At 43.9% G+C, this 15,041-nt stretch carries 15 protein-coding genes; 8 read left to right on the forward strand and 7 right to left on the reverse strand.

Annotated elements, in window-relative coordinates:
• Positions 1-7 precede the first annotated feature (7 nt).
• The 4 genes from ACX0G7_RS00830 to ACX0G7_RS00845 form a co-directional block, all read right to left on the reverse strand.
• A complete protein-coding gene (locus tag ACX0G7_RS00830; RefSeq protein WP_458921502.1) occupies positions 8-2,434 on the reverse strand; it encodes an ABC transporter permease in 2,427 nt (808 codons plus the stop codon).
• A 72-nt stretch (positions 2,435-2,506) separates the two neighbouring features.
• The gene (locus tag ACX0G7_RS00835; protein ID WP_458921503.1) at positions 2,507-3,184 is read right to left on the reverse strand and encodes an ABC transporter ATP-binding protein; all 678 of its coding nucleotides are present in this window, start codon (positions 3,182-3,184) and stop codon (positions 2,507-2,509) included.
• Positions 3,185-3,264: 80 nt separating this feature from the next.
• Entirely contained in the window at positions 3,265-3,474 is a 210-nt protein-coding gene (locus ACX0G7_RS00840) for a hypothetical protein (RefSeq protein ID WP_458921504.1), read from the reverse strand.
• Between the two features lie 94 nt (positions 3,475-3,568).
• Positions 3,569-4,825: an efflux RND transporter periplasmic adaptor subunit gene (locus ACX0G7_RS00845; RefSeq protein WP_458921505.1), complete on the reverse strand. Its 1,257-nt coding sequence runs from the start codon at positions 4,823-4,825 to the stop codon at positions 3,569-3,571.
• A gap of 320 nt (positions 4,826-5,145) precedes the next feature.
• Between ACX0G7_RS00845 and ACX0G7_RS00850 the strand changes: the two genes are divergently transcribed.
• Entirely contained in the window at positions 5,146-6,507 is a 1,362-nt protein-coding gene (locus tag ACX0G7_RS00850) for a sigma-54-dependent transcriptional regulator (RefSeq protein ID WP_458921506.1), read from the forward strand.
• Between the two features lie 26 nt (positions 6,508-6,533).
• Positions 6,534-7,892 (forward strand): sensor histidine kinase, encoded by a 1,359-nt coding sequence (locus tag ACX0G7_RS00855; protein ID WP_458921507.1) that lies wholly within the window; start codon positions 6,534-6,536, stop codon positions 7,890-7,892.
• Positions 7,893-7,903: 11 nt separating this feature from the next.
• Here the strand turns inward: ACX0G7_RS00855 and ACX0G7_RS00860 are convergent, their stop codons facing one another.
• Positions 7,904-8,428 carry a hypothetical protein gene (locus ACX0G7_RS00860; RefSeq protein ID WP_458921508.1) on the reverse strand — a complete coding sequence of 175 codons (525 nt, stop codon included), beginning with the start codon at positions 8,426-8,428 and terminating at the stop codon, positions 7,904-7,906.
• Positions 8,429-8,557: 129 nt separating this feature from the next.
• Complete coding sequence (locus tag ACX0G7_RS00865) at positions 8,558-9,337, reverse strand: (Fe-S)-binding protein (RefSeq protein WP_458921509.1); 780 nt, start codon at positions 9,335-9,337, stop codon at positions 8,558-8,560.
• A gap of 102 nt (positions 9,338-9,439) precedes the next feature.
• Between ACX0G7_RS00865 and ACX0G7_RS00870 the strand changes: the two genes are divergently transcribed.
• From ACX0G7_RS00870 to ACX0G7_RS00895, 6 genes are all read left to right on the forward strand, one after another.
• A complete protein-coding gene (locus ACX0G7_RS00870) occupies positions 9,440-9,979 on the forward strand; it encodes a YceI family protein (protein ID WP_458921510.1) in 540 nt (179 codons plus the stop codon).
• 85 nt (positions 9,980-10,064) lie between these two features.
• Positions 10,065-10,565, forward strand: coding sequence for a hypothetical protein (locus tag ACX0G7_RS00875; RefSeq protein ID WP_458921511.1), 501 nt, complete (start codon positions 10,065-10,067; stop codon positions 10,563-10,565).
• Positions 10,553-11,284 (forward strand): NRDE family protein, encoded by a 732-nt coding sequence (locus ACX0G7_RS00880; protein WP_458921512.1) that lies wholly within the window; start codon positions 10,553-10,555, stop codon positions 11,282-11,284. Before ACX0G7_RS00875 ends, ACX0G7_RS00880 begins: the two co-directional genes overlap by 13 nt.
• On the forward strand, positions 11,281-12,345 hold the full coding sequence (locus tag ACX0G7_RS00885) for an ATP-grasp domain-containing protein (RefSeq protein WP_458921513.1): 1,065 nt from the start codon (positions 11,281-11,283) through the stop codon (positions 12,343-12,345). Before ACX0G7_RS00880 ends, ACX0G7_RS00885 begins: the two co-directional genes overlap by 4 nt.
• Positions 12,346-12,358: 13 nt before the next feature.
• Positions 12,359-13,084, forward strand: coding sequence for a LysE family translocator (locus ACX0G7_RS00890; RefSeq protein WP_458921514.1), 726 nt, complete (start codon positions 12,359-12,361; stop codon positions 13,082-13,084).
• Between the two features lie 10 nt (positions 13,085-13,094).
• Entirely contained in the window at positions 13,095-13,601 is a 507-nt protein-coding gene (locus ACX0G7_RS00895; RefSeq protein ID WP_458921515.1) for a DinB family protein, read from the forward strand.
• Positions 13,602-13,640: 39 nt separating this feature from the next.
• Here ACX0G7_RS00895 and ACX0G7_RS00900 read toward each other — a convergent pair whose 3' ends face one another.
• A complete protein-coding gene (locus tag ACX0G7_RS00900) occupies positions 13,641-14,963 on the reverse strand; it encodes a 4Fe-4S dicluster domain-containing protein (RefSeq protein WP_458921516.1) in 1,323 nt (440 codons plus the stop codon).
• Positions 14,964-15,041 lie beyond the last annotated feature (78 nt).

Below are 15,041 nucleotides of genomic sequence, written 5' to 3' on the forward strand. Positions count from 1 at the left end.
ATGTTTACTACTCGCTCCTGAGGCTTTTCACCGGGTTGGAAAGTGCTGCCTTTATCGCTTGCATGGAAATAGTAAGGATTGCAATCAACGCCGCAATAATACCAGCCAGCAAGAATATCCACCATGCGATCTGAACACGGTAAGCAAAATCCTGCAACCAGGAATACATCGCAAACCAGGCAATTGGGAATGCTATCAAGGCAGCAACACCAACAAGTTTCAGGAAATCTTTAGACAACAACTGGACTATACTGTTGACACTCGCGCCAAGCACTTTGCGCACACCGATTTCTTTCATGCGTTGGGTAATAGCGAAAGCTGACAGACCAAACAAACCCAGGCAGGCAATGAAGATTGCAATTCCCGAAAACACAGCGAATATGGATCCCTGTTTTAATTCTGAGTCATACAAACGCTGAAATCTTTCGTCCAGGAAGCTGTATTGAAACGGTACCTCGGGAAGGAATTTTTTATGGGTCTTTTCGAGATGACTGATCGCTGCAGGAATATTTTTTCCAGTGATGCGGATCGAGATATCGCCATAAGCATTACCGGTGGACCGGTCAGTAAACAATACCAGGGGAACGATTTTCTGATGCATGGATTCGAAATGAAAATCACCCATGATGCCGATCACCGGGCCGGCATCTCCGCCATAACTCATCGTTTTGCCAACCAGGTCGGCAGGTTGCTGGTAGCCCAGGTTTCTTGCAGCTGTTTCGTTCAGGATATAGGCGCTGGTATCGGTGCCGAAGTCTTTTGAAAAATTTCTGCCCGCGATCATTTTTATTTTGTATGTCGGGATGAACTGATCATCGGCCATAACATATTTGAGATCGGTATTCGAGGGAGTAATTGAGTCTCCCTTTATCATCCCCGCACCCTGTGAATCCAGTAAGCGGCCGGTAGGGACACGCGAGGAGCGGCCGGCAGCCGCAATTCCGGGATACTGTAATAACTCCTGCCGGAAGCTTTCATAATTTGGTGTGATCGCGGTATTATGATCGATCGTAACAATATGTTGCCTGTCGTACCCCAGGTTCGTTTGCTGCATATAATGCAATTGCTGGAATACGATTGCGGTACTTATGATGAGGATAATCGAAATCGCAAATTGTAATACGACCAGCACCTGCCGGAAGGAGACGTTGCCCGAGCCGACTTTCAGGAAACCTTTCAGCGTTTTGACAGGCTGGAATGACGACATAAAAAAAGCTGGATATAATCCGGACAACAATCCAACCAATACCGGGATAATTAAGATCGGTATCAGAATGTTCCATTGCAACAGGGAGTTGAAACTTAATTCCAGACCTGATAATTTGTTCATCAGCGGAAAACAGATCGCCGTTAATACGAAAGAAATGACCAAAGCAATCAATGTAATCAGCACTGATTCTGTAAGAAACTGTGTTACCAGTTCAGTTTTTGTTGCTCCGCTGACTTTACGTATTCCTATTTCCCTGGCCCGCAATACCGACCTCGCAGTGGCGAGGTTCATGTAATTGATACAGGCTATCAACAGGATAAATAAGGCAATGGCAGAGAAGATATAGACCCTTTTTATGTCGCCATTTGGTTCAGCTTCATCATCCATATGCGAAAAAAGGTGGATGTCTGTCAGCTTTTGAAGATTGATCGTTGTATATAACGACGGTTTGCCACCACCATAGTGGCCGGCCATATGTTTGTCAAGAAAAGCAGGGAACTTTTTTTCCAGACTTTTTGCCGGATACTTTTCCGGCAGCATAATATAAGTCATGAAAGCATTATTCCCCCAGTTTGTTCTTAACCGTTCCTCTCCATAAATATCAGGGCTCTTCAAGGTATTGAATGAAACAAGGACCCGCGGGTGAAAATGACTGTTTAACGGGAGTTCCTTATAAACCCCGGTGACCTTCAGATTGAATTGATTGTACAACCTGATCACCTGGTTGACGGGATCCTGTTTTCCGAAATATTTTTCAGCAATTTCTTCAGATAACATAAATGTGCCCGGTTCATTCAGAGCCGTCTTTGAATCACCTTTCACAACTTTTACGTTGAAAAAGTCAAAGAAGTTCTCGTCCGCTGCATAAACCTGGGTTTCATTGAAATTTTTGTCCCCATACTTCATGGCAGGGCTTCCAATGTTGAGCACCCGGGTCATTTTTTGAATGTCCGGGTATTCATTTACCAGTAAGGGACCAAAAGGAGGAGCGACACTTGCAAGCTGGAGCGATATTACTCCTTTATCAGAATGAAACTTCCGGGAAACACGGTAGATATCCTTTGCTCTCGGATTTGACCGGTCATAACTTATCTCGTTGAGGATATATCCCACAATCAGCAAACAACACGTAAATCCTATTGCCAGTCCCGACACATTTATAAATGAAATGAATTTGTACTTTAGCAAGCTTCGGTACGCGATCTTCAGATAATTATAAAGCATGGGAGTGATATTAGGGCAAACCTTGTGGAAGTCCTTTACTTAGCGGCCCGGTGAAAAAAGAAAAACTTCGGATCAGACCATAATATTCTCAGTTACTGCCTGGCCATCCAACATCCGGATGATACGGTGGCTGTAACGGGAGTCATGTTCGCTGTGTGTAACCATGATAATAGTTGTACCCTGTTCATTCAGATCTGTAAGCAGGGTCATCACTTCATTACCATTTGAAGAATCGAGGTTACCTGTAGGCTCATCGGCAAGAATCAGTTTGGGTTTGTTTACAACCGCCCGGGCAACGGCCACACGCTGTTGCTGACCACCAGATAACTGCTGAGGATAGTGATTTCTACGATGCATGATCTGCATTTTATCCAGCACCTCTTCTACGCGTTGTTTACGTTCCGCACCTTTCACCCCAAGATAGATCAGCGGAAGTTCAACATTTTCATACACGGTCAGCTCATCAATCAAATTGAAGCTCTGGAATACAAAACCGATATTCCTTTTGCGGAGGTCGGCTCTTTTTCTTTCGTTGAATTTCGCAACTTCAATGCCGTTGAACAGAAAGCTACCACCATCCGGATCATCAAGTAATCCTACGATATTGAGAAGGGTTGACTTACCGCAACCTGAAGGTCCCATAACTGCTACGAATTCGCCTTCTTTCACCTCGAATGTGAGTTTGTTAAGGGCAACCGTTTCTACTTCCTCGGTACGGTAGTATTTTTCTAGTTCTGTGATTTTGATCATTTTACTTGATTTAGGTGATTTACTTTCGGTGAATAAAATGTTATACGTTTTAACGCTTGTTGGTGTTACGCTATCTGAAATTAAAGCTGGATGCTTATGAGTTCAAGAGGAAACACTTCCAATCCATGCCCCGCCTTCCTGGCTGATCTTACCGCCGTTTCAGGATCGCATGATTTTGACAACTCCGTTTTTAGGAAAGCAGCATCCGCCTTAGCACAGGTATTGGTGTAAGATGGCAACACGCTGATACAGGTTACCAGGGTGAGGGTGAAAAAGAATTTTTTAAGCATAAAACAAATATTATAAGGTGAATAAGGTTGATCTGATATTTTCAACCCGGCCGGCGGTAGTTATTGGTTTAAAAAACCGTCGGCAGTGGCTATATTATTCTTTTTTAAGAATTAATTCCTGCATCGTTCCATAGTTTTCGTAACTGGAAGTCACTACTTTGTCCCCTGGTTTCAATCCTTCCATTACTTCATAATATTCTGTACTCTGGCGGTTCAGCTGTATGTCAACCCGATAAGCTGATTTGCCATCCTCGCTCACTTTATATATCCAGTTACCACCGGTTTGCTGGTAGAAGCCGCCTTTTGGTAACATGATTGCCTCTGTTTCATCACTCAAAGCAAGCAGGATCTGTAAGGTCTGTCCCCGTCTTACACCCTTGGGAATCTCACCAAGGAATTCCATATCAACCTGGAACCGCCCGTTGGTCACCTGGGTATACACTTTTTTGATCTCCAGTTCATAATTTTTGCCGGCGAACGTGAACTTGCCGCGTAGCCCGGTCACGATATTTGAGAGATAGTGTTCATCGATATCTGCACGCACTTTGAAACCACTCAGAACGTCAATCTGTCCCAGTCGCTCTCCTTTATTTTTTGACTGACCGATTTCAGCGTCCAGTGAAGTAAGCTGACCATCTACAGGTGCACGAACCACCAGGTCACCAACTTTCTGCTGCATCAGGGCGAGGGCGTTTTTCATACGGTCATAAGACTGGGCTGTCTGATTGAGTTGCTGCCTGTTGGAAACCGAATCTTTATTCAGAATCTGAACGGTCAGATCTTTTCTCAGGACCTGGTATTCATACAGATTCTTGGAAGAATTATATTCCTGTGAGCCGATCGCTTTCTGCTCATAAAGCGTCTTATTCAGTTTATATACCCGTTCTGCTTCCTTCAATGCGTTATCCACATCAGCCATCTGGTTCAGTTTGGTGATGGTGTTTTGCTCAGCGGCATTTTTTTGGATCTGCATCTGGGTGAGTACGTTGAAAACACTGGTTTCCTGGTTTGACAAAGTAAGCTCAAGATCAGTGTTGGACAGCTTCATGATCGGTTCGCCTTTCTTCATCAAAGCTCCGTCGTCTACATATCTTTCTTCCACACGTCCACCTTCAATTGCATCAAGATAGATCGTTGTTATAGGGAGCACGATACCATTCACCGGTATCGTAACCTGGAAAGGACCTTTTTTTACTTCACTGATGGTTATCCTCTCAGTGTCAACATTCAGGCGGCTTTTTCCGGAAGTGAAATATACACTCGATGCAATAAGCGCAACCAGGGCCACGATCCCGCCTATCGTTAATATACGTTTTGTAGTCCAGGTCTTTTTTGCAATTACTCTATCCACTTTGTAAAACTTTAGATTAACTTTTTTAAAAAGTGACCGGCTTTCCGATAGAGGCCGGCCACCAAAACAATCACATAAGATTAAATCACCAGTACTATCATAAGAAACAATATGCCAGAAACAGACCCGATTGAAACACAAGGGCTTAGAGTGCATATCCCTACGAATCTGTTCGTTAGCGGTACATCCGGTGTTCGGTTTTGATACAGTAGCTTTGGGACACAATGATTGCATAAAAAATTAATTGCCATGGCGTTGTATTTATGGTATAATTGTAGATCTGAATGTTGCATCCATTGCAATAAATATTTTTCAAGACTATGTCACTAAAAAATTCAAGCGTCCTGGTGATCGATGACGATCCAGATGTTCTTACGGCTGTCCGGCTGCTTTTGAAAACGGAAGTAAAGGAAGTTGTCACAGAAAAGAACCCGGAAAACCTGAGATGGCTGTTATCAAAACAGAAATTTGACCTCATCCTGCTGGACATGAATTTCAACAGTTCAATAAACACAGGCAACGAAGGTCTTTTCTGGCTCAAAAAAATCCATGGTGAGTACCGGTCGGAAGCTGCAGTAATTATGATTACTGCATACGGGGATATTGACCTGGCAGTAAGATGCCTGAAAGAAGGCGCCGCGGATTTTGTGGTAAAGCCGTGGCATAACGAAAAACTGATCGGCATCATAAAAGATGCGCTGAAACGTAAGGGCGGAAAACTCAGCTCGCAACCATCTTTTAGTGCCGACTCCATTATTGGTAAGGAGCTGATGGGAGAATCCGAGGTTATGGCTGAGATTTTCTATAAAATAGAGAAGATCGCTCCCACGGATGCGAACATACTCATCCTTGGCGAAAACGGCACGGGTAAGGACATGATCGCAAAAGCGATACATCAGCAGTCATTGCGGGCGGCAAAACCATTTGTAAAAGTCGATGTCGGCGCGCTAACAGAATCACTTTTTGAGTCCGAACTATTTGGACACAAAAAGGGTGCGTTTACTGATGCCCGTGAGGATCGTATGGGCCGTTTTGAGGCGGCTGCCGGTGGAACACTGTTCCTGGATGAAATCGGGAACATCTCCCTCCATCAACAGGCGAAATTGTTGAGTGTGCTCCAGAACCGCCAGGTGACCAGGCTCGGAACGAACGATTCCATCCCCATTGACATCAGGCTGATCTGTGCCACCAATGTGCCCCTGAGTGAGCTGGCGAATGAAAACAGGTTCCGGAAAGACCTGATCTACCGTATCAATACAGTTGAGATCATGTTACCGCCCTTACATAAGAGGGGAGATGATATCATCCTGCTCGCGAAACATTTCAGCAAACTGTATTCTAACAAATACCTTAAACCCGGTTTGCAGTTTGATGAAAGGGCACTGGATAAATTGATGCATTATCATTATCCGGGAAATATCAGGGAGCTGCAGTATACGATCGAACGCGCTGTTATCATGTCAGACGGCGACGTGTTGCAGTCAAAGGATCTTATTTTTTCACCGATCGAATCACCACGCGTTGTTGAGTCAGAACCCACTGAATTCAAATTGAGTTCAATTGAGAAAAACACTATCATGAAGGTGATCGAAAAACACAATGGAAACATCAGCAAAGCCGCGAAGGAACTGGGGTTGACAAGAACTGCCTTATATCGGCGGTTGAGTAAATATGATATTTGATTTTACGTCGTAACTCAATTTTTTACATGGCTTTAAAGAATTTCGAGTGGCGCATTCTCGTCAGGGTGCTCCTTTTACTTTTCACACTTACTATTGCTTCTTATATTCTTGTAAAAGGGATGATGGGTAAGGGTTGGTTTATTTATCTCACTATTTTATTGCCCATAATCGCATACCAGGTGGTGGAATTTTACCGGTTTCAGCGCAAGGCACATACAGAACTTGATCAGTTCGTTGAATCGGTTCACTATCGTGATTTCTCAAGGTATTTTGACGTTAAACATGCACCGGTTGACCTGCAGCCATTGCGCCAGGGTTTTAATGAGATCAATTCTACGTTTAAGGATATCAGTAAGGAACGAGAAACGCAGTATCAATATCTTCAAAAGATTCTGGAGTTGATTGATACAGGAATCCTGATGTACGCAGAAGACAATGGGGAAGTGCTCTGGATGAATGAGTCACTTAAAAAAATGATTCATCTTCCTTATCTCAAAACAATTCATTCTTTAACAAAAAGGGATGAAGAACTATATAAACAGATCCTTGCACTTAAACCGGGTGAATCAAAGATTGGAACTGCGCACCTGGACAGGGCTGCGTTCAAAATTCTCTTATCGGGAACTGCTTTTCAAACCGACGGGAGAATTTTTAAACTGATTGCCTTCCAGAATGTGAATGAGGCCCTCGATGAAACAGAATCCAAAGCCTGGCAGAAGCTCCTCAGTGTAATGACACATGAGATCATGAACTCAATTGCACCGATATCTTCGCTTGCTGAAACGTTGAAACGCCGGGTACAGCAATCTGTAAAATCACTGAATAATGAGAGTGGTGCACTCGATGACCTGGAATTGGGCATTACAACTATCCAGAGAAGAAGCGAGGGTCTTCTGAAATTTGCCGAGACTTACCGCAACCTTAATAAGATCACGCAGCCCAACCTCAAAAAGATATATGTCCGCGATCTTTTCGAGAACCTTCATCACCTGATGGAGCCAACGCTGGAACAAAAGGATATTGAAATGGAAATCATTCTTAAAGATCCTGACCTGGTACTCGAAGCGGATACGAATCTTGTGGAGCAGGTGTTAATCAACCTGGTTGTGAATGCGATCGAAGCCGTTAAGGACACGGCTAACGGCCGGATCGTATTATCAGGTTATATTGCTTCCACTCGTAAAACGGTGATCAAAGTTTCCGACAACGGGCTGGGAATGAGTGAAGAAGTAATGGACAAGATCTTTATTCCCTTCTTCAGTACAAAAAAGACGGGTTCAGGTATAGGCTTAAGTTTGTGCAAGCAGATCATGATGCTTCATCATGGGAACATAAATGTGCAGTCTGTGGAGGGAGAGGGTACGGTCTTTATGCTATCATTTTAAAATCATTGTACCTAACCCTGATCACTTACCGGCAGCTTGAGTTTTTTCGCAAGCCAGCTTGATCGGACGGGGATGATCCAGTTGTTGATCAGCTCCGCTTTCGTCTGCACAAGATTATTGAAGTATAGGGTATCTCCCGTAATGAACGATTTTTCCACTGCATAATTCAACTGCGACATCGGAAGAACCTGTATAGATTCCTTTACTATAAAAGCCAGGGATTGCCTGTCGAATAATGACACCTTGAAAGTCTGTTCAATATCTTTCATCAGTCTTACAGAACTGTCGGTGCTGCATCCACTCACCCCCGTGGCAGACTCGTCAGCCATGAGTATGATAAACTGTCCGAAAAAGAGGTTTGCATAACCTTTGACTGGTGTACCATGTGATTTCCAGTTACTGGCGAATGCCTCAAGGATTTCTTCCAGTTGCAATGCTTCACCGAGAGAAAAAAGGCGGCTGCTTTGGTAAATCCATACCCGGGAATCAGGACTAAAATCCGGTGGTAATAACGGCACGTATTCAAGATTCATCATTCTGCAAAATTAAGCAATCTCCTGCGTTTCTGTAGCGGGTTTAATGTTAACATTCGCCGGAAAGTATTGTCAGGGAAAGTCTATAACGCTAAAAACACCTGTAAGATAAAATGAGTTCACTGCGAAAAATTAAACCATCGAAGCAGCTATGAGCTCTGCAATATCCAGCACCTGCACACTTTCTTCTTTTTCGTTGTTTTTTACACCGTCAGTAAGCATGGTATTACAAAAGGGGCAGGCGGCGGCTATGACCGCGGCACCGGTATCGATGGCTTCCCTTGTTCTTTCGAAATTTACTCTCGTGTCGCCTTTTTCTTCTTCTTTAAACATTTGGGCTCCACCTGCGCCACAACACAGGCCCTTGCTCCGGCACCTTTTCATTTCCACCAACTCGCCGTCCAGGGCTTCCAGCACTTTTCGCGGGGCTTCATAAATATCATTGGCACGTCCAAGATAGCAGCTGTCGTGATAGGTTATTTTCCGGCCCTTAAAAGCACCACCTTCTTTAATCCGGATCTTTCCCGCATCAAGCAATTCCTGTAAAAAAGTAGTGTGATGAATAACATCATAAGAACCACCGAGGACCGGGTATTCATTTTTTATGATATTGAAACAATGCGGGCAGGCCGTCACTATTTTCTTTATACCGTAGTTATTAAGTACCTGGATGTTCTGATATGCCATCATCTGGAACATAAACTCATTGCCTGCACGGCGTACGGGGTCGCCCGTACATAATTCCTCTTTGCCCAATACCGCGTAGCTGACACCGATTTTTTCAAGGATAGTCACAAAGGCACGGGTTATTTTTTGTGCACGTTGATCAAAGCTGCCTGCACATCCTACCCAGAAAAGAACTTCCGGCGATTTCCCTTCTGCAAATAATTCTGCCATTACTGGTACCTGCATCCTCTTGTTTTTTGTAAATCTAATATAAATGGAGTGAAGATAGAAGTCATCACTTTGTATATTCATTGATATCGCGGAACTTACGAGCCAAATGATTATTCCATGCTTCGTATGCTCCTGAGCTTTTCCCTGGTATTTGCATTACTTAACGTTTATCCACAGGCGCAGATACCAGTCCCGGGAGAGTCTAAAATTGAGTTTAAGATCCGCAACTTCGGTTTTTCGGTTACCGGGAGGTTCAGTGGACTTGAGGGTAAGATTTTTTTTGATCCGGCATCCCCCGCAAATTCCTCAGTGAATGTTTCAGTAGATGCAAATACGATAGACACCGATAATAATACACGCGATAATCATCTCCGGAAAGATGACTATTTTGATGTCGCGAATTACCCCCGCATTCGGTTCGTTTCTTCCGGTATTATACCCGGAAAAAAGAGCGGGGAATATGTAATAAACGGAAAACTGACCATCAAAAAAGTCACTAAAGACATTTCGTTCCCTTTTACCGCAAAGACCTTATCTGCCGGTTACCGGCTGAAAGGGGAGTTCAGGATTAACCGGCGCGATTTTGGTGTTGGCGGGGGCAGCACTGTATCGGATAATCTGCTGGTATGCCTTGAAGTAGTCACCAGGAAAGTCTAACATGTTGAAAAACAGTTATAACAAATCGGTTAAGGGTAGACGGTTAATTAGAAAATAACATTATTTTGCACAACAAAATTTTTCAATGCAATTACAACAAGCTGTAAATAATGTGTTTGTACAGCTGGCCGAGACTTTGAACCGCCTGTCTCAACAGGAGTATGTTCAACCGTGCAGTACATTATTTAAAAATACTATTGGACAACACGTTCGCCACATCATAGAACTTTTCCAGTGCCTGGAGAACGGTTATGATGGGGGAACCGTGAATTACGAAAAGAGGAAAAGGGATACCGTAATAGAAAATGATAAGGAATTTGCGACTAATTTATTGACTGAAGTGTTTCAAAACATTCACAAAGCTGATAAAGAACTGATACTGGAGGCGACTTATGACGACCTCGGGGATGAGCCCATACGGATCCAGACAAATTTTTATCGTGAGATTGCGTACAATCTCGAGCATACTATTCATCATATGGCGCTGATCCGAGTGGGGATCAGCGAGGTATCGGATATTAGTTTACCCGCGGAATTCGGGGTAGCTTCTTCCACAGTAAAGCACCGAAACCAATGTGCACAGTAACATTTCTTCCTACCAGAAAGGGCGTTTATATCACTTCTAACCGGGACGAAAAGAATGTCCGGGCATCGGCGCTGTATCCGGAAGCCTATGAATTTTCGACTGGTAAACTCATCTTCCCAAAGGATGCTGATGCCGGGGGAACCTGGATTGCTGCTCATGAAAATGGCAATGCCATCGTACTTCTGAATGGCGGTGTGGTAAAGCATATATCCATGCCACCTTACCGAAAGAGCCGCGGCTTAATTGTCCTTGACCTTATTAACCATTCCGAGCCTTTCCAGGCCTTTAAAGGGCTGGATCTGGAAAACATAGAACCATTTACGGCGATTATCTGGGAACACCGTTCTTTGTATGAATGTCGCTGGGATGGCAATCAGAAATTCACAAAACAACCGGATGCTGCTCAACCCCATATCTGGTCATCAGTTACGCTTTATACCCCTGCTGTTATCATGAAACGAGAGCAATGGTTCGCAGAGTGGCTCAGAAGAAATCAGGCTCCATCCCAGGATGACATTTTGAACTTCCACCAATTCACGGGTGATGGGGATACCAATAATGATCTGCTTATGAACAGGGATGGTGAAACCTTTACGGTGAGCATCACTTCAATCAGCCTTGAGAAATACAAGGCCCGGGTAAGTTATCTTGATTTGAAACAAAATCAACGAACTGATGCTGAATTTGCACTTCAGAAAAACCTTGTGAGTGTGAAATGACGAACCGAAGAGGATTTTTTCATCGTCCGTTTTTTATCAGGCTGTTTAATTGGGAGTACTGGAGCTTCAATACCGTTTACCTGCTGATTTACCCGATCTGGATTTACCTGTGCCTGAGGGCAAGATCTTTTTTCTTCTTTGCAGCTTCGAATCCTTCCATTCAGAATGGCGGCTTCCTGAATGAATCTAAAGAAGATATTTATGCGATCATGCCCGATTACCTTCATCCCAAAACCATATTTTTCAAATTGCCGGTTTTGCCGGAACATGTACTTAATGCCTTAAAAAACGGCGACCTGAGGTTCCCGCTGATTGGCAAACCAGATAGTGGTGGCCGGGGAAGGGGGGTAAAGAGACTGATGGATGAAGACGACGTCCGTGCATATGTAAAAAGTGCAATCATGAATTTTCATATCCAGGAATATGTTGCATATAAAAATGAAGTAGGCATTTTTTATTATCGGTACCCGGGAGAAGCGAAGGGTAGAATTTCAGGCATAGTAAGAAAAAAGTTTCTCACCGTAAAGGGTGATGGGGAACATACGATACGCGAATTGCTGACAAACGACAAGCGCGGAATCATGTATGTGGATGCCATGAAAAGAATGCATGGATCTGCTCTCGAGCAGATACTTGCGCCGGGTGAAGAAAAAGTTGTTTCGCCTTACGGTAATCATGCCCGTGGATCATTGTTCCTTGATGAATCCTACCTGGTGGATGAAGAACTTACTGAAAGTATTGATCGCATTTGCCGGCAGGTCAAAGACTTCTATTATGGACGACTTGATATAAGATTCAATAGCTGGGAAGAACTGAAAAAGGGAGAAGCGCTCAGCATTATTGAAGTGAATGGAGCAGGGTCAGAACCGACGCATATGTATGATCCGCGTCACAGTATTTTTTTTGCATGGAAGGAGATTGTCCGTCACTGGTTTATCTTGTGGCGGATAAGCCGGATGAATCACAGGGCAGGTCATCCATATCTTACTTTGAAGGATGGTATTGCTATGTTCAGGGAAGACAAAGCACATTCCCGGAAGCTGGCGGAAATGCCTGAATAAATGCGGTATTATTATGAATACAGCGAACAACCAACCAACGGGTATTGTATTGGCCCGAATTGCGCTGACGGGGTTATTCATTAGTTTTCTTGGAACGTTACCACTTGGCACGCTTAACATAGCGGCTATGCAGATTTCTGTTACGGACGGAATTGTGCCTGCGATATATTTTGTGCTCGGTGCCATGGTTGTTGAAATAATATATGTCCGGGTTTCACTGGTGGCGATGCAGTGGGTAAGAAAACATGAAAGACTATTTACCTGGCTGGAATGGCTCAGCCTGGCTATGATCGTCGCACTTGCTGTCACTACTTTCATGGCTGCAGCTAACCCGGGCGGCACAGGTAAGAATGTAATTCTGTCAAACACCATGCATCGTTTCTGGCTGGGTGTATCAATGAGTGCCATCAATCCCGTACAAATTCCATTCTGGTTCGGATGGAGTACCGTACTTGTTACAAAAGGAATCCTATTACCCCGTACAAGCCATTACAATTTCTATATTATCGGAATTGGGATCGGCACCCTGATTGGGAATGCCGTATTTATTTTTGGGGGCCGGCTTATAGTTGATGAATTAAATGCCAACCAGAATGTAATGAACTGGATAATCGGTTCGGTGTTTACGTTGACTGCGATAATCCTTTTTATCAAAATGATCAGGAGGAAAAAACAGCCAGTGAAAATTGTATCCGAAAAATCAGAAAAAACCATCGAGGAAATTAACCATATTCATTAATATATTCTTTATGACTGAAAAAGAACTCCTGATGGGGGAAATCAAAAGAGAAGCGGCTAATACAAGGAAAATGCTGGAAAGGCTGGAAGATGTCCATCTCCCCTGGAAACCCCATGAAAAATCATACAGCACCGTTAAGCTTGCGCAACATATATCCAATATACCGGTCTGGATATCGCTGATCATTGAAACCGATGGGCTGAACCTGGCTAATCCGATCCCAAGGCTTGAACCCCTGGGAAGTGCTGCGGCCCTGCTGGCTTTTTTTGATGAGCGCCTGGCAACCTGCCTCAACGCACTCGAACGATGCCCGGATTCAGAACTGGACAAAACCTGGGCGCTTACGCAAGGTGATAAAACCATCATTAAAGCGCCAAGGAAAATCGTGATGCGTTATTTTGCGCTTAATCACATCGTCCATCACCGTGGACAACTATCACTTTATCTGCGTTTGCAAAACATCCCGGTACCAGGTATGTATGGTCCAAGTGCAGATGAAAAGGAGCTTAACAGATAACTAGATTGCACAAGTTTGAAGTTGATCCGCAAAGCAGGTTCAGCTTCTCAATTCTTCGGTCCATTTATCCCGCTCCTCAGGACTAAATTTCCATGGAGCAAAATTGTTTTCTACGTTTCCAAACATTGCGTTCCACTCCTGGGGTGCATTGCTTTCTTCCATTATGAGGGACCTGCGCATTTCGATGATGATTTCAAGAGGGCTGATGCTGACGGGACATTCTTCGACGCAGGCAGAGCAGGTCGTACAAGCCCTTAATTCTTCCGCTGTGATATAATTGTGCAGAAGCGTTTTGCCATCATCCTTGAATTCACCGTTGAGACGAATGTTTTCACCTATTTCGGTTATCCGGTCACGTGTGTCCATCATTATTTTCCGGGGAGATAATTTTTTGCCAGTTTTTGTGGCGGGACAGGCAGCACTGCACCTGCCGCATTCGGTACAGCTGTATGCGTCGAGGAGGTTTCTCCAGCTTAGGTCCATGGCATCTTTGGCGCCAAACTTCTCTGGCGGGGCTGCATCGGTCGGAGCGAGTTCAGGCTGCATTGCATATAAAACCTCGTTCTGAATGGAAGGCATATTTTTGATGATACCCTTTGGCAGTAGTCTCGTGTAGTATGCATTGGGAAAAGCCAGCAGAATATGCAGATGTTTTGAATAGGGCAGATAATTTAAGAATGCAAAGATCCCGACAATGTGCAACCACCAGGCAGTTCTTTCTATACCGGCAAGGGTTGCACTGTCCATGTTTTGAAACATTGGATGTAATAGCTTCGATATCATGAAACTTCCGGTGTTGTGCCCGGCATATTGGCCATAGCCCCTTTCCTGTAATAATGTGTCCGTTGCATTCATGGTCAGAAAGAGGGCCATCAGTACAATTTCTGTTATCAGGATATAGTTTGCATCAGATCTGGGCCAGCCATCAAGGTCACGACTGATAAAGCGGCGCAACTTAAGCACGTTTCTCCTGATCAGGAAAATGATACAAAAAAGGACTACACCGAATGCAAGTATTTCGAAAGCGTTGATGAGCATCGGGTAAACACTTCCCAGCACAGGCGCAAACAGACGGTGGGTTCCAAAAATACCATCGAGTACTATTTCAAGCACTTCAATGTTGATTATTACGAAACCGGCATATAACACAAGGTGCATCACCGCCACCAGGGGATTCCGGAACATCTTTTTCTGACCTAAGGCAATAAGCAGCATGTTTTTCCATCTTACGCCTTTATTATCCGAGTAATCCTCATCCCGACCCAGCAATATATTTTTCCTGATCTGCATAGCATTTCTTGAGAAAAGCCAGATAGCTATTGCAGATATCAGTACAAAGAGGATTTGTTGTATATAATTCATACGCGACCAATTGAGGTGTAATATAATAATTTCCGTCCTGAGCTCCCATTGGTCTAAAATTATTAGAATTTAAAAAAA

It is taken from the genome of Flavitalea antarctica (genome assembly GCF_054461535.1).

Coding starts and splice junctions, on each gene's coding strand:
- ACX0G7_RS00890 (WP_458921514.1), top strand. CDS start 12,359: ATGAATACAGCGAACAACCAACCAACGGGTATTGTATTGGCCCGAATT.
- ACX0G7_RS00860 (WP_458921508.1), bottom strand. CDS start 8,428: ATGATGAATCTTGAATACGTGCCGTTATTACCACCGGATTTTAGTCCT.
- ACX0G7_RS00835 (WP_458921503.1), bottom strand. CDS start 3,184: ATGATCAAAATCACAGAACTAGAAAAATACTACCGTACCGAGGAAGTA.
- ACX0G7_RS00875 (WP_458921511.1), top strand. CDS start 10,065: ATGCAATTACAACAAGCTGTAAATAATGTGTTTGTACAGCTGGCCGAG.
- ACX0G7_RS00830 (WP_458921502.1), bottom strand. CDS start 2,434: ATGCTTTATAATTATCTGAAGATCGCGTACCGAAGCTTGCTAAAGTAC.
- ACX0G7_RS00855 (WP_458921507.1), top strand. CDS start 6,534: ATGGCTTTAAAGAATTTCGAGTGGCGCATTCTCGTCAGGGTGCTCCTT.
- ACX0G7_RS00840 (WP_458921504.1), bottom strand. CDS start 3,474: ATGCTTAAAAAATTCTTTTTCACCCTCACCCTGGTAACCTGTATCAGC.
- ACX0G7_RS00865 (WP_458921509.1), bottom strand. CDS start 9,337: ATGCAGGTACCAGTAATGGCAGAATTATTTGCAGAAGGGAAATCGCCG.
- ACX0G7_RS00885 (WP_458921513.1), top strand. CDS start 11,281: ATGACGAACCGAAGAGGATTTTTTCATCGTCCGTTTTTTATCAGGCTG.
- ACX0G7_RS00880 (WP_458921512.1), top strand. CDS start 10,553: ATGTGCACAGTAACATTTCTTCCTACCAGAAAGGGCGTTTATATCACT.
- ACX0G7_RS00900 (WP_458921516.1), bottom strand. CDS start 14,963: ATGAATTATATACAACAAATCCTCTTTGTACTGATATCTGCAATAGCT.
- ACX0G7_RS00850 (WP_458921506.1), top strand. CDS start 5,146: ATGTCACTAAAAAATTCAAGCGTCCTGGTGATCGATGACGATCCAGAT.
- ACX0G7_RS00870 (WP_458921510.1), top strand. CDS start 9,440: ATGCTTCGTATGCTCCTGAGCTTTTCCCTGGTATTTGCATTACTTAAC.
- ACX0G7_RS00895 (WP_458921515.1), top strand. CDS start 13,095: ATGACTGAAAAAGAACTCCTGATGGGGGAAATCAAAAGAGAAGCGGCT.